Genomic DNA, 14,690 nt, shown 5'->3' with positions numbered 1-14,690 from the left:
CTGATTTCCATATTAAAGTGAGTGTAGTGCAATCTACATTTAAGGATGATAATTAATAGTTTAAATACTTAAAAATCTTAGCTTAAACTATATATTCAAAACAACTCGAACACCCCCTCTCCTTCCCCGTTGTTTTACCTAATATAATATAGTAGAACTAATTCACATACAGTTAACATGAAATCAATGTGCGCGGACAGGTGGAAGGCATAATCACAGATGCTCCAACAGTCGACTGGAAAGCATTATATCAATAGCTCTAAGTCATAAATCCTGGTCGAGTCATATATCTAGATGGTCATTAGCCTCATCCGTTCACCATTCCTCACTAAATACCTATAGTGATTTTGGTCACCATTCATCAAAGTACCGTCCTATTCTGCTGTAGTATATTTGATCAGAGGTATTTACATCCAAATAAATTGATACATAACCCAATCTATCCTATACATAAAAAATGCCACTGAGTTCAGTGGCATTTTTTATTTTGTGAGTTTACTAATCTTAAAACTTGAGTTTCATTACCGCTTTTTGAGCGTGGAGGCGATTCTCTGCTTGATCCCAGATAATTGAATGAGGTCCGTCAATGACTTCTGCGCTGACTTCTTTATCGCGGTAAGCGGGTAGGCAATGCATAACTTTGACATCGGTTTTCGCTACTGAGAGTAGGTCCATATTGACTTGATAAGGTGCGAAGCTCGCAAGGCGATCTTTGGCCTCTTCTTCAAAACCCATACTCACCCATACGTCGGTGTAGATATAATCCACATCTTTTGCGGCTGCTTTTGCATCAGTTGTCACTTTGATATTACTTGGATTGCCAATTGATGCTAAAAATTCTTCTGAAGGCAAATAGCCCTCTGGTCCACCGAGGGTGAGTTCCATACCGGTCATGTGAGCGGCGTAAATCCACGAAAGAGCCATATTGGAGGCGCAATCACCCATGAAGGCGACTTTAACGCCTTCTAAATGACCACTAGTAGCTTCTATCAACTGCATATCAGCTAAGAGCTGGCAAGGATGGAAAGTATCTGTTAAAGCGTTTATTACTGGGATTGTACAGGCATCGGCAAAAGCTTTGATATCTTCATGCTTATGACCACGAATGACAATGCCATCAAGGTAACGGCTAAGAACCTTAGCCGTATCTACGAAAGACTCACCACGGCCGAGCTGAAGGCTATTTTGATCCATGTACATGGGGTAGCCACCAAGCTGATTAACACCTGTCTCAAAAGACACGCGTGTACGCGTTGAGTTTTTCAAAAAAATAAGACCGATAGTCTTACCTGATAAAGATGTATTATCTAGTGTACGATCTTCGCGATATTTGTGTGCGAGATCCAAAACTTCTCTTAATTCCCCTTTTGTGAGGTCCAATAAATTCATCAAGTCTTTAGCCACGGTTCAACTCCTCGAAAATTTCACTTATAATTTGAATTGCTTGCTCTACTTCCTCATCAGTAATTGTTAACATAGGAAGAAGACGCACTGTTTTTTCACCTGCAGTTAATAAGACTAAGCCTTTTTCAGTGGCTTTGCCCAAAACATCGGCAGTTGGTATTTCAACATCAATACCAATCATTAATCCCAAGCCTCGAACATCAGAAATGAAATCATACTTCGTTTTCATTTCATTGAAGGCCTGCATAAACTTAGTTCCCTGCTTATTGCAGTTAGCTAATACATTTTCTTTTTCAAAGGCGTCAAATACGGCTAAACCCGCAGCACAAGCCAAAGGTGTACCACCAAAAGTCGTTGCATGCGTTCCTGGAACTAAAATACCTTCGTACTTCTTCTGGACTTCAAAAGCACCAATAGGCATACCATTGCCTAAGGCTTTCGCCATTGACATCACATCCGGTTCTATACCAAAATTTTGATAACCGAACATTTTACCTGTACGGCCCATACCGGTTTGAACTTCATCACACATCATTAAGATGCCTTCTTGATCACAAAGCTCACGAACCGCTTGAATGAATTCAGTCTTGGCTGGTTTTACACCACCCTCACCTAATACAGTTTCAAGCATAATAGCAGCTGTTTTTCCAGATAACTTTTCTTTGATTGCGGCAATATCGCCATAGGGAACGTGATGGAAGCCTTGAAGATCCGGACCAAAACCTACTCTATACTGACTACGTCCTGTCGCCGCCAAAGCTGCTAAAGTACGCCCGTGAAAGGAGTCTTCCATACAAATGATTTCATGGCGTCCCTTAGTAGAACCCCATTTACGAGCAAACTTAATCATGCCTTCATTAGCTTCTGCGCCACTATTGGCAAAAAAGACTTTACCCCCAAAGCTACTCTTCGATATTTTCTCGGCAAGCAAAGGTGCATTCGCCGTCATAAATATATTGGATACATGTAAAAGCTTACTGGCTTGCTCTGAAATCGCTTTCGCCACGCCCTTATGAGCATGACCAATATTGCAAACACTAATGCCGGAAGAACAGTCGAGATATTTCTTTCCTGTTTCATCCCAAAGATAGGAACCCTCGCCCTTTTCAAATAAAATCGAAGGCTTGTAAGTCCCTAAAATAAATTCTTCGTATTTCTCTCTAATCGTCATGACCTTCTCCTAGTCAGCTAAAATCTCTGTTCCAACACCACTATCAGTGAAAATCTCGAGTAAAAGCGAGTGCTGCATACGTCCATCAATCATGTGGACTTTTTTTGTTCCTACTTTCAAAGCATCTACAGCGCTCAAAATTTTCGGCAACATACCACCGGAAATTGTTCCATCGGCAATGTATTCTTCAACTTCATGAACTTTAATCGTATTAATCAAAGTTTTCTCATCCTTAGGATCACTCAAAAGACCTGGGACATCCGAAAGAAAAACGAGCTTACGGGCTTGAATCGACTCAGCAATTTTGGCTGCCGCGATATCTGCATTAATATTATAAGTATGACCCTTCGCATCTTTGGCGAGTGGCGTAATGACTGGAATGACTCCTGCTTCAATGATATCATGAATATACTCAGCATCGACTTCGCTAACGTTACCCACAAAGCCTACATCTACATCTTCACCAGTTTCAGGATCTTTGACAAACAATTTTTCTGCTTTGAGAATATCTTTACCAGATACGCGTCGAGCTTTACCTTTGTGCTTCGCTAAGAGCTCGAGTAAATGGCTATTGACTTCATTGTGCAAAACATCGTCTACTACATCAATAGTCACATCACAAGTATGGCGCATACCACCCGTTCGCTTCACTTCTAAACCCATGCTTTCTAATCTTGCCGAAATAGCTTTGCCACCACCGTGAACAATAACCGGCTTCATACCAATACATTCCATCAGTACTACATCTCGTAAAACAGATTCTATAAGTTCAGGTTTTTCCATAGCACTACCACCGAATTTGACGACGACAATTTCATCGCGAAATTCTTGGATATAAGGCAAAGCTTCAATTAATAAAGCCGCTTTCTCAATCATTTTTTCCATGTGTAAAGTCCTATAACAAGGCGGCTTTTTCATCAAAGCCAAAAACTATATTCATATTTTGCACTGCTTGACCAGCAGCACCTTTCGTCAAATTATCGATTGCTGAACTCAAAATTACGTTTCCTGTATGATCATCTGTCACACAAGCTATCTCACAAAAATTTGTCAAAGTCACGTTCTTAGTATCCGCCAAACGTCCCGCAGGTAAAACTCTCACAAAAGCTGCATCCGCATAGTAATCATTCCAAACTTGACGAATCTGATCAGCACTTACACCTTCTTTGAGCTTCGCAATAATCGTTGAATGAATACCACGATTGATCGGCACTAAGTGAGGGATAAAGTTAATCGCCATATCTTCCAGACCAGCTGCTTCGGCAAGCTCTTGCTCAATCTCAGGCAAATGTCTATGACCCGCGACTGCATAAGGGCGTACACTCTCATTGCATTCAGGGAAAATAAAAGGCAGGTCAACTTTACGCCCTGCACCACTAACGCCTGACATTGAGCTACATATAATACCTTCACTCGAGATCAACTTTGCTTTCAGCAAGGGAATCAAGGGCAAAGAAATACTCGTGGGGTAACAACCTGGACAGGCAATTAGATTGGCTTTTTTAATTTCTTCTTTTCTGCGTTCCGGTGCACCATAAACTGCCTGCTTCAACAAGTCAGGAGCTGGATGTTCCGCATTATAATACTTTAAGTACTTTTCCGTAGACTTGAGACGAAAGTCAGCAGAGATATCAATAACTTTGACGCCTTTTTCTACGAGGGGAATAGCAAATTCTGCTGCTACACCATGTGGTAATGCCAAGAAAGCCACATCTGCGCTTTCCGCAATTTCATCAATTGACGGAGAAGAAAAGTTTAAATCTAAGCCTGTAAAACGAGGAAACACATCTCCAACTGGTCGGCCGGCATACTGGCGTGAAGTAAGGCACACAATCTCTACTTGAGCATGCCTAACAAGCAATCTCAATAATTCTTCACCGCTATATCCACTGGCACCTACGATAGCTGCCTTAATTTTACCGACCTGATGATCGCTCATTTTATAAACCTTAATTTAAACTTATCTGAGAAAAACAAAAAAGCCCCAAAGCGAAAGCTCGGGGCTCCTTAAAGCATGAACTTCTATTAACGCTTGGAGAACTGGAAGCGTTTACGTGCGCCAGGCTGACCTGGTTTTTGACGTTCTTTAACACGAGCATCACGAGTCAAGAGACCGCTTTGCTTGAGTACTGAACGAACATCTTCATCATAAGCAAGGATTGCGCGGGAAATACCGTGACGCAATGCACCTGCTTGACCAACTTTACCACCGCCATGAAGGTTAACAAAGATGTCAAATTGACCCTCTGTACCTGTAGCTGTGATAGGCTGCGCTAAGTAGTTACGCAATTGTTCTTGCGGGAAATATTCTTCAAGCTTCTGCTTGTTAATAGTGATAACACCACTGCCTTTAGTGAGTTTCACACGAGCGATAGCGCTTTTACGACGGCCAGTGGCCCAAATTTCTTCTGTAGACATATCGACTCTCTTAGTTTACTTTTACAGGCTTTTGAGCCTCGTGTGGATGTGCTGCACCAGCATAGACGTGAAGTTTCTTAAAAGTGCTACGACCTAAGCGACCATCATCTAACATGCCTTTTACAGCCCATAGTACTAAACGAGTAGAATCTTTCTCTCTTACTTCTTCAGGAGTAGTAACAGTTTGACCACCTACCCAGCCTGTGTGGCCGATGTAAGTTTTTTCAGTTTCTTTTCTACCAGTAAGTTTTACTTTGTCTGCGTTGATAACGATAACGTTAGCGCCGCAATCCATATGAGGTGTGTATGTAGGCTCGTCTTTACCGCGCAATGCGTTAGCGACTTTAACAGCCAGTCTACCAAGCACTTGCTCTTCGGCATCAAACACTAGCCATTTGCGCTCAAACTCTGAGGCTATAGGAAGGTAAGTTTTCATTGTATCTTGTATCCAGTTGTTTCTTAATTATTAAAGCATATTCCAGCAAGGCTGAAATAAGAGAAACCAACAGTAATAGAAATCCCCTACTTGTCAACTCTTTTAAGTCAAATAGATAATTTTATTTTGACTTCAGTTTGGGCACTTTTACTTAGCGCTTAAAGCTTCTCCGGAATATTTAAGCCCTGCCCAACCAGACTTCATAAACTGACGAATATTAGGATGGTCACATCCATCAGGGTAAGACAGTACATCTGCACGATAATAAATCCCGAAAAGGGCTAAAGTTTCGTCTTGGGATAAGTCGTGCATCTTAGCAAAAGAAAAAACTTTGCAAGAACCACTATTTTCACCAGCAACATTAACCAGTTCACCATTTTCAAAAGTCGTTTCTTTGAAATTATAATTTTCTTCAATCACTTTAATCGTTTCAGCAAACTCAATTTTTTTAGGACGACTTTTCACTTTATCTAAAAATTCTTGCAACTTCATCATAATACCTTGATATAAATATTTTCAGTCTTAGAAGACCAAATTTGATTAACTGTTTTTTAACAGTAGACAAACTTTCATTTTAAACAACTTACTTCTAGTACTTTTTCGCTTGTATAAAGAAAGGTCAATTTTATAATGGTTGAATAATATAATTTTTTGACACAGGAAACAAAATGAATCCAGAAGAATACATTAACAATGAATGTGAAAAATTCCTAAGCCTCTGTAGAGAAATAAAATACGATGCCAAATTGACTTATATCCTAGAAGAAATAACTCAACTCGACAAAGCACGCGATCAAGCGATCAAAGAAAAGTGGCCCAAAGGCACTCCTCCTGAACTCGAAAACAGCATTGCCATTCAATGGGGGGCAGTATTCAGTCGCATGCTCGCAGGATCCTACACATCAAAATGGAGCGTCGATCCAAAAACAAAAACGCCTATCGTCATCATCAAGTGCGCACAACAGGCCACTCAAGTCCAGGCCATGCTCCTAGGAGCCCAAGCATTTAATGATGGAACTTCATTTGCAGATCTCGCAAACGAACTTGTTGTGCACCTCGCTAAACAAGGCGCTGAAGAAAAGAATTAATCTAAAACTTTGCCAAGACCGCAATCTTTTAGCATCTCACGCCAATCCCGGCCTTCAGCAAAAATACTTTTTAGGGATCTCGATCCACGAGTCTTTGCTAATTTCTCCCCTTCTCCATCTTTGAGAACAGGGCAGTGACCAAAAGCTGGCTCGGGCCAATCAAAACAACGATAAAGCAAGATTTGCCGTGCTGTCGACAGCAAAAGATCTTCACCCCTGAGCACCTCAGTTATCTGCATATCGTAATCATCTACCACTACCGACAATTCATAAGTCGCCATATTACCACGGCGCCATACGATAAAATCCCCAAAGTCCTCACCCGCGGTATAGGCAATTATTTTATTCAGTTCTTGATCATAGAACTTCACTTCGAGCCCATCAGGAACTCGAAAACGCCAATTAATTGACCACATATCTTCTGGCTCTTCCACGCACGAATCCCTTAAGTCCACAGGAAAAAGAGGCTCACCATGCGCCATAGAAAAACCATGCTCACGCAATTGACGACGGGAAATGGGGCAGGGATAAATTAAACCTCGCTCTTTAAGCTCAAGGATAATCTCTTTATATCTATCCGTTTTCTGACTTTGAATATAAGGACCAAAATCACCACCTAGATCGGGGCCCTCTTCCCAAGAAATACCTAAAGCCTTTAATGCCTCTAGCGAGGAATCCACAAACTCCTGCTTACAACGCAGGCGATCGACATCCTCAATGCGCAGAACCAGAGTTCCGTTTTTTTCACGAATACTTTGCTCTACACGCAAAAAACTAGCCGCATGCCCTAGATGAAGTTCACCTGAAGGAGTCGGAGCTAATCTTCCTCTTACTTTCATATATTATAAATAGGTATCTTTAAAACGAATATAATTATCTGCCGATTTCTCGAGCCATTGTAATTCTTCTTCATTTAAGGGTCGTGCCTTCTTAGCTGGAGACCCTAAGTACAAGTAACCTGACTCCAATTGCGCCCCCTGTGTAACGAGCGCTGCCGCACCAACCATGACTCGTTCTTGCAATACTGCACCATCCATAATAATAGCACCCATGCCAATAAAGCAATAATCACCAATCTGGCAACCATGTAAAGTCACACGATGACCAACGGTCACATTATCTCCAATGACTAACGCATAACCCTCTGGATTTCCTGCATTCTTATGAGTGACATGCAAAACCGACGCGTCCTGGATATTACTACCTGCGCCAATACGTATAGAATTAACATCACCACGTATAACTGTCGTTGGCCACACACTCGCATGATCACCGATAATAACATCGCCAATAACAACGGCGCTTTCATCAACAAAGACACCTTCTCCAAGCTGAGGAATTATACCCTGATACTCACGAATATTAGACATGAGGCCACGCCTCTTCTAAGTCAACTCTTGAAACCTTCACTTTTTCCGCCTGAATAATAGCCTGAAACTCAGATGCCGCCTGTACTGGCTCATGATTGATCACCATATAGTCGTACTCATTCCAAGCCTCCAACTCAAGCTTGGCATTATTTAATCTTTTACTGAGGGACTCATCATCTTCCGTACCTCGACCTCTCAAACGTGACTCTAATTCTTTATAGGAAGGCGGCGCAAAAAAAACAAAAACACTCGCAAACGCTAGTTCGCTATCATCCACACAAGCTCCGCGAATTAAACGCTGCCCCTGTACATCAATATCTATCAATACTGACTTGCCTTGCTTCACTTGATTGAGGACTTCTGACTTTAAAGTTCCATAATAATTGCCATGCACTTCTGCGTATTCTAATAAATCTCCTAAGGCAATTCTCTGCTCAAACTCTTCACGACTTAAAAAATGATAGTCCACGCCATTCTGTTCACCAGCTCTTGGCTGGCGAGTTGTACAACTCACTGAAAAACTCAAATTCTTATCATTCTCTAAAAGAATGTGACAGACCGTAGATTTCCCTGCTCCACTTGGTCCAGACATGATAATTGCCACGCCCTTACTCATTTGTAAACTCCAGATAAAATCAAATCTTCTGTTTCTCTACGGACCCTAGCATCCGTCGCCAAAATCTCATCTAAATTTGTCGCTGGATACTCACCAGCTTTTTCTAAAAATATTCTGATCAAATCCCATATAGCAGAAAAACGAATGCGTTCATCTAAAAAAGCTAAGACCGCAACCTCATTTACCGCATTCAAGATTGCCGGAGCCGCACCACCCATTGCCATCGCATCGTGCGCAAATCGCAAAGAAGGAAAACGTTTATGATCGGGCTCTTCAAAAGTCAAAGTCATTGCCTTAGTAAAATCCATCGGCTTTAAACTACTCGAGTAGCGATCAGGATAAGTCATCGCAAACTGAATCGGAAAAACCATATCATTTTCGCTCATCTGGGACAAAACTGTATTATCCGTAAATTCTACCATCGAATGCACTATGGACTGTGGATGCACTACTACATCGACTTGATTCGGCTCTAAATCAAAGAGCCAACGCGCTTCAATAACTTCCAAAGCCTTATTCATTAAACTCGCAGAATCAATACTGATCTTACGCCCCATTTCCCAAGTAGGATGCTTCAAGGCATTTTCTACTTTCACGGAACTAAAGTCCTCTTCACGACGCAGGAATGGTCCACCACTACAAGTTAAAATTACTCGACGTATATCTTTTGGACTTTTCCCTTCTAAACACTGAAAAATCGCACTGTGCTCACTATCTACTGGTAAAATTTGAGCCCCACTTTTATGGGCTTCCTCCATGATGATTTCACCTGCGGCCACTAAGATCTCTTTACTTGCCAAGGCAATAGTTTTACCAAGCTTCACAGCTTCATACACGGGAATCAATGCCCCCGTACCCACAATTCCACATAGGACTAAATCCACTTCTGGCAAAGTACACATTTTTATCAATGCTTCCTCTCCACAGAGTGGCTGCGTATCCGCTAGCGCTTTACTAAAATTTTCGTAATCAGATTGATTGGCCACTGATGCATAGGGCACTTTAAATTCATTGGCTATTTCAGCCGTTTCCTGCCAACGCCTTCCACCAGCAATTCCCACTACCTCAAATTGATCGGGCAAATGGCGCACCACCTTGAGCGTACTCTGACCAATAGAACCGGTAACACCAAGGATGACAATTTTTTTCTTGGTCATCCTAAAGTACCGCTACCTGAAGATAGAGATAATACAGAGGTGCAACTAAAATTAAACTATCTAATACATCAAGAACTCCACCCATCCCAGGTATGGTATTACCCGAGTCTTTAACTTTGGCGGTTCTTTTGAAAATTGATTCACATACATCTCCGATAAATCCGAGTGTTGCAGCTATAATACCCATGCCCACGGCAATATATGGCGTAATAACATCTTTTCCTTGAAACATGAGATGTTCCGAAAGCTGTCTTTCCAAAATGAGTGCGACAACAACGGACAAGACCATGCCACCGATAAAGCCTTCCCAACTCTTGCCCGGGCTCAAGCGAGGTGCAATCTTATGATTTTTACCACCACTTAACTTATGCGTCGTCATACCTGTACAATAAGCACCTATATCTGAACATTTAGTCACCAAGACCATGTAAACTAATAAGTAGCGACCGCTCATACCAATACCTTCACCGAAGTAGATGCGTAACAAAAAGCTTAAACTCCACACAATATAGAAAAAACCGGCTAGAGATATGAGCTGACGCTTAAGCCCCTCTTTTAAATCTTCCTCTTGCATCGCACGGACAAAACCGCTAATGATAACAAAACTCATTAGCAATTCAATGATTATACCCTGACTATGCACCGAGCCTTTACCCAAAATAGCAGGGACACTAATGCCTAGTACCATAAGTGCTGCCGCAGAAATCCCTGGACGCTTATAACCAGGTATACCAATTTTCTCAGTCATATCAAAAAACTCACGCATTCCGCCTAAAAGCAATATCATTGCTAAGACTGTGAACACTATTGCCCCTGAGGCGCCTTTTAAAACTAGCGAACTCGTCACCAAAGAGATAAGCACTATCCCCGAAATAAGTCTATATTTAAACATTAACGGCCCCCAAATCTACGTTCTCTGTTATTGAAATCTACTAAAGCTTTTTCTAATAATTCAGGCCCAAATTCAGGCCAAAATTCTGGTATACATACAAATTCACTATAGGAGACTTGCCACAATAGAAAATTACTAAGACGCATTTCTCCACTGGTGCGAATCAATAATTCTGGATCTGGCATTCCAGCTGAATCTAAATGGGACTCAAAAACCTCTTCTGTAAGCTCATCCGCTTTCAGTCCTGCATCTATCACCCGACGGCAAGTCCGCACCAGCTCATCACGGCCGCCGTAGTTAAGTGCTAAATTAAAAACTATTTGATCATTATCTTGAGTCTTTATTCGTACATCCTCAAGCTTCGCATACACCGATTTGGGCAATGCCGCAACATCACCTATCGTAGTAAGCTTAATGCCCTTCTCCATGAAATCGGGAAGATATTTACTCAGGGCTTCACCCAAAAGCATCATTAAGGCCGAGACCTCTTCTTCTGATCTCTTCCAATTCTCTGTACTAAAAGTATAAAGGGTTAAATACTTAACCCCTTTTTGCAAGCAAGCGTCTACAGTCCTTAAAACGGCCGAGACACCTTCAGTGTGTCCCTGAATACGATCAAGGCCGCGTTCTGCGGCCCATCGTCCATTGCCATCCATAATAATGGCAATGTGCTTGGGTACGCTTAATTCCATACCCAAGTTGAATTAATCTTTGCGGACTTTGAAAGTCTCTGCACGATCTGGACCAACAGATACAATCGTAACAGGTGCACCCACTAACTCTTCAACACGCTTAAGGTAGCGCTGAGCATTAACAGGAAGATCAGACCATTCACGACAGTGAGTAGTCGGCTCTTGCCAACCAGCTAATGTTTCGTAAACTGGTTTAACATTTTCTAGATCTTCGATATCGGCTGGAACTTCTTTGATTGTTTTACCATCGAGCTCATAAGACGTACAAATCTTAATTTCTTCGAAAGTATCGAGAACATCCATTTTAGTCACAGTCAATTCAGTCATACCATTAGTCATCACTGCATAGCTTGTCGCTACAGCATCTAACCAACCAGCACGACGTGGACGACCCGTAGTGGCACCAAATTCATTACCAATACGTTGTATATCTTCGCCAGTCTTATCAAAAAGTTCTGTAGGGAAAGGACCTGAACCCACACGAGTCGTATAAGCTTTCAACACGCCAATAACGCGATTGATGTGCATTGGAGCAATACCAACACCACTACAAGCACCACCAACACCAGTGTTTGAGCTTGTGACAAATGGATAAGTACCATGATCAATATCGAGCCATACGCCTTGAGCTCCCTCAAGAAGAACGTTGCGATTTTCGCGAACGGCTTTATTGAGTGATACGGCTGTATCTTTTACGAAAGGAGCGAGACGAGCTGCGGCTGCTAAAGCTTCTTTGAGCTCAACTTCCACATCTAAAGCTGCTGCACCGTTTGCAACTAAAACTTTATTTGCCGCTTCACAGTTCTGACGAAAAAGGCGTGCAAATTTCTCGGGCTTAAGCATATCTGAACCACGTAAACCAATACGGTTTACTTTGTCAGCATAAGCAGGACCAATACCACGCTTAGTTGTACCAATAAGATCATCACCTAAAGCACCTTCTCTCATAGAGTCGATTGCACAGTGATAAGAAAAAACTAAATGTACGCGTGAACTGATGTCGAAGCGATCAGAGATATCAATCCCCTGATCCAACAAGCCATCAAACTCAACAAGTAGTTGTACAGGGTTCATAACAACGCCATTACCAATCACACAAGTTGTGCGCTGACTATGAATACCTGATGGGATCAAGTGAAGTACGTATTTTTTCCCACCAACGATTACAGTATGTCCTGCATTATTACCACCCTGGTAACGAGCTACCACATCGGCATCTCCTGCAAGAACATCAATAATTTTACCTTTGCCTTCGTCACCCCATTGAGCTCCGATTAATACTGAAACTGGCATTTGATTTTCCTAGTTATTTATCTTAAAAATATTACAAACCCCGAAACATACATCGCTTATCAAAGACTGACAAACCAATATTTTTCCTTAGATCTATCTTTCTTTATTCACTTAAAATATTGTTAAACTGACATACATAACTGTATAAATTAGATGAAGCCTAAGTCTTCGCACTAATTAAGCTAATGATTATCACCTATACCTAGCTTAATGACATTTACTTATCAAATTCAGTGAAGTAACTTAAGTACAATGACAAGGAGCTAATTTTGCACTCAATCTTACTAGTCGACGACGAACCCACCGTCTTAAAACTCACAAAAATGATCCTAGAAAAAAATCATTTTAAAATCACTGCCTTCAGCTCTCCCGTCCAGGCGCTCAAATCCTTTGATCCCAATGAATTTGACTTAATCATATCCGATTTAGTGATGCCTGAAATGAACGGTATAGAACTCCTTAAAGAAATACGTAAAATCGTACCTCTGAGCAAAGCCATCATCATCTCTGCCTCTGCAGGTATGGCTCGCCTACAGGAAGACCCTGAGTCAGACACTCACTACCTAAGTAAACCTTTCCAATTCAATGAACTCATTGATTTAATCAACAAAATACTATAAGCACTCATGCACCCAGCAACTTCCCTTCTACGAGAACTCGTAGCCATACCCTCCGTCAATTCTTTTGGACAAAAAACAAGCGACCCCATCTATAGCGAAGCCTCCATCGTCGATTTCCTTTGCTCCAATCTAAGTCAATTGGGATTTTCCATAAAGAAATATACCAAAAATCCTCAACACCCCTCTTTCGCTGCCTTTCTCGATCTAGGAAAAACCGAAACCGTCGCCCTCGACGCTCACTTAGATACAGTGTCACATTTAGAAATGAGCATAAAAGCCTTTGATCCAAACATTAAAGATAATCGCCTTTTTGGCCGTGGCTCTTGCGATACAAAATCGAATATGGCCATCTACATTGCTGCCGTTGAAGAACTACTCAAAAGCAAAAATCAAATCAGTAAAAATATTTTAATCATTGGCTGTAGCGACGAAGAGTTCTCTTTCGGCGGCATTGCGGAAGTGGCAAAAGACGGCATATCTGCCGATTTCGCAATAATAGGCGAACCCACGGAACTCAAAGCTCTCCACGCTCACAAAGGCGTCCTCCGCTTCAATATCAGCACAAAAGGACTAGCCTGTCACTCCTCCACTCCTGAATTGGGCCACAATGCCATCTATGATATTTCACGAATTTCCCTACTCTTAGAAGAGTATCATAAACAAATTCAAATAAAAAAACACCCCGTACTTGGCTCTCCAAGTTTAAGTGTTGGACTCATCAAGGGCGGCACAACAGTCAACACCATCCCTCCATCTGCTTCCATCGAAATTGATCGCAGGTTAATCCCGGGGGAGAATCCCGAAGAAGTAATAGATGAAATAACTAAGCTCGTTTCAAAAATCCCAGGCGCCACACTTTCCTCCCCGCACGTTTGCTCTAATGGCTTTCATATCGAACAAAACAGCCCCATTGCTAAAAAGCTTAAAGATGCCTGCACTTGCCATAACCATCAACTTTTATTCACTAATGCTGCTTTTGGAACACATGCACCATTTTATAGCGCGAGCGCCATCCCTGCCTTAGTTTTCGGCCCTGGCTCAATCAATAAAGCCCACTCCAAAGATGAGTACGTTCCTTTAGATGAATTAGAGAAAGCCTATAATATCATAAAGACCATCCTCTGCTCATGAGTCTAGAATTTATCTCCAAGGCCAAAACAATACTGGCTCAAACTAATGATCTATGTGATTGCTATCACGAAGCTGAACTTACCGGTAATGATAATCTTGAACTGTCCGCCCAACTCTACTACGCTCCCAAAGATAAATACATGGAATTTATCTATACACCTGAGATTGCTCCTTGCTCCGACGTCCTGACTCAAGGAGAACTCATAATCACCGATAAACTCATTGAACTATACCCCGAAGATAAAGGTCTATCCTATATTAATGCACAGAGCTATATAGGACTAAAAACTCCTAAAGGCCTAAGAGCTTTACTCTCTTCAAAATCCTTAAGTTCACCTCAGGAACTATTGAATCTTCTAAAAAATCTGTAATTTTATCCATTCAAACTAAAACAAATAAGTG

18 protein-coding genes are annotated in these 14,690 nt (G+C 41.6%); 4 read left to right on the top strand and 14 right to left on the bottom strand.

Features of this window, described 5'->3' with window-relative positions; translation table 11 throughout:
- Positions 1 to 504: 504 nt before the first annotated feature.
- The 7 genes from argF to PQO03_RS14845 form a co-directional block, all read right to left on the bottom strand.
- Entirely contained in the window at positions 505 to 1,404 is a 900-nt protein-coding gene (gene argF / locus PQO03_RS14875; RefSeq protein ID WP_274153979.1) for an ornithine carbamoyltransferase, read from the bottom strand.
- Entirely contained in the window at positions 1,397 to 2,575 is a 1,179-nt protein-coding gene (locus PQO03_RS14870; RefSeq protein WP_274153978.1) for an aspartate aminotransferase family protein, read from the bottom strand. Before PQO03_RS14870 ends, argF begins: the two co-directional genes overlap by 8 nt.
- Before the next feature lie 9 nt (positions 2,576 to 2,584).
- A complete protein-coding gene (argB, locus tag PQO03_RS14865) occupies positions 2,585 to 3,460 on the bottom strand; it encodes an acetylglutamate kinase (protein ID WP_274153977.1) in 876 nt (291 codons plus the stop codon).
- A gap of 10 nt (positions 3,461 to 3,470) precedes the next feature.
- Positions 3,471 to 4,514, bottom strand: a complete 1,044-nt coding sequence (gene argC, locus PQO03_RS14860) for an N-acetyl-gamma-glutamyl-phosphate reductase (protein WP_274153976.1) — start codon at positions 4,512 to 4,514, stop codon at positions 3,471 to 3,473.
- Between the two features lie 86 nt (positions 4,515 to 4,600).
- Positions 4,601 to 4,993, bottom strand: a complete 393-nt coding sequence (gene rpsI, locus PQO03_RS14855; protein ID WP_274153975.1) for a 30S ribosomal protein S9 — start codon at positions 4,991 to 4,993, stop codon at positions 4,601 to 4,603.
- A gap of 10 nt (positions 4,994 to 5,003) precedes the next feature.
- Entirely contained in the window at positions 5,004 to 5,429 is a 426-nt protein-coding gene (rplM, locus tag PQO03_RS14850; RefSeq protein WP_274153974.1) for a 50S ribosomal protein L13, read from the bottom strand.
- A 147-nt stretch (positions 5,430 to 5,576) separates the two neighbouring features.
- On the bottom strand, positions 5,577 to 5,921 hold the full coding sequence (locus tag PQO03_RS14845; protein ID WP_274153973.1) for a HopJ type III effector protein: 345 nt from the start codon (positions 5,919 to 5,921) through the stop codon (positions 5,577 to 5,579).
- Between the two features lie 176 nt (positions 5,922 to 6,097).
- Between PQO03_RS14845 and PQO03_RS14840 the strand changes: the two genes are divergently transcribed.
- Complete coding sequence (locus PQO03_RS14840; protein ID WP_274153972.1) at positions 6,098 to 6,517, top strand: hypothetical protein; 420 nt, start codon at positions 6,098 to 6,100, stop codon at positions 6,515 to 6,517.
- Here PQO03_RS14840 and PQO03_RS14835 read toward each other — a convergent pair.
- Genes PQO03_RS14835 through PQO03_RS14805 form a run of 7 tightly spaced genes read right to left on the bottom strand, consistent with a single transcriptional unit; the run spans position 6,514 to position 12,537 of the window.
- Positions 6,514 to 7,356, bottom strand: coding sequence for a glutamate--tRNA ligase family protein (locus PQO03_RS14835; protein WP_274153971.1), 843 nt, complete (start codon positions 7,354 to 7,356; stop codon positions 6,514 to 6,516). The two genes, PQO03_RS14840 and PQO03_RS14835, sit on opposite strands and share 4 nt — an antisense overlap.
- A gap of 3 nt (positions 7,357 to 7,359) precedes the next feature.
- Positions 7,360 to 7,887, bottom strand: a complete 528-nt coding sequence (locus PQO03_RS14830) for a gamma carbonic anhydrase family protein (protein ID WP_274153970.1) — start codon at positions 7,885 to 7,887, stop codon at positions 7,360 to 7,362.
- Positions 7,880 to 8,503, bottom strand: coding sequence for a guanylate kinase (gene gmk / locus PQO03_RS14825; protein WP_274153969.1), 624 nt, complete (start codon positions 8,501 to 8,503; stop codon positions 7,880 to 7,882). The genes PQO03_RS14830 and gmk overlap by 8 nt, the downstream gene beginning before the upstream one ends.
- Positions 8,500 to 9,660, bottom strand: coding sequence for a 1-deoxy-D-xylulose-5-phosphate reductoisomerase (gene dxr / locus PQO03_RS14820; RefSeq protein WP_274153968.1), 1,161 nt, complete (start codon positions 9,658 to 9,660; stop codon positions 8,500 to 8,502). Before dxr ends, gmk begins: the two co-directional genes overlap by 4 nt.
- Position 9,661: 1 nt before the next feature.
- Positions 9,662 to 10,552 (bottom strand): phosphatidate cytidylyltransferase, encoded by an 891-nt coding sequence (locus tag PQO03_RS14815; protein ID WP_274153967.1) that lies wholly within the window; start codon positions 10,550 to 10,552, stop codon positions 9,662 to 9,664.
- Positions 10,552 to 11,244, bottom strand: coding sequence for a polyprenyl diphosphate synthase (uppS, locus tag PQO03_RS14810; protein WP_274154334.1), 693 nt, complete (start codon positions 11,242 to 11,244; stop codon positions 10,552 to 10,554). The genes PQO03_RS14815 and uppS overlap by 1 nt, the downstream gene beginning before the upstream one ends.
- Before the next feature lie 12 nt (positions 11,245 to 11,256).
- Positions 11,257 to 12,537 carry an adenylosuccinate synthase gene (locus tag PQO03_RS14805; RefSeq protein WP_274153966.1) on the bottom strand — a complete coding sequence of 427 codons (1,281 nt, stop codon included), beginning with the start codon at positions 12,535 to 12,537 and terminating at the stop codon, positions 11,257 to 11,259.
- A gap of 269 nt (positions 12,538 to 12,806) precedes the next feature.
- On the opposite strand from PQO03_RS14805, the gene PQO03_RS14800 reads away from it, so the two are divergent.
- From PQO03_RS14800 to PQO03_RS14790, 3 genes are read left to right on the top strand one after another with little or no spacing between them, the layout of a single operon-like run.
- A complete protein-coding gene (locus PQO03_RS14800; RefSeq protein WP_274153965.1) occupies positions 12,807 to 13,157 on the top strand; it encodes a response regulator in 351 nt (116 codons plus the stop codon).
- Positions 13,158 to 13,163: 6 nt separating this feature from the next.
- Positions 13,164 to 14,288: a M20 family metallopeptidase gene (locus tag PQO03_RS14795; RefSeq protein WP_274153964.1), complete on the top strand. Its 1,125-nt coding sequence runs from the start codon at positions 13,164 to 13,166 to the stop codon at positions 14,286 to 14,288.
- Positions 14,285 to 14,659 (top strand): hypothetical protein, encoded by a 375-nt coding sequence (locus PQO03_RS14790; RefSeq protein ID WP_274153963.1) that lies wholly within the window; start codon positions 14,285 to 14,287, stop codon positions 14,657 to 14,659. Before PQO03_RS14795 ends, PQO03_RS14790 begins: the two co-directional genes overlap by 4 nt.
- Positions 14,660 to 14,690 lie beyond the last annotated feature (31 nt).

Origin of the sequence: Lentisphaera profundi (assembly GCF_028728065.1) — a bacterium.
Taxonomy (GTDB): Bacteria; Verrucomicrobiota; Lentisphaeria; order Lentisphaerales; family Lentisphaeraceae; genus Lentisphaera; species Lentisphaera profundi.
Note: the sequence above shows the minus strand (reverse complement) of the source record. Positions and strands in the feature narration are given on the sequence as shown.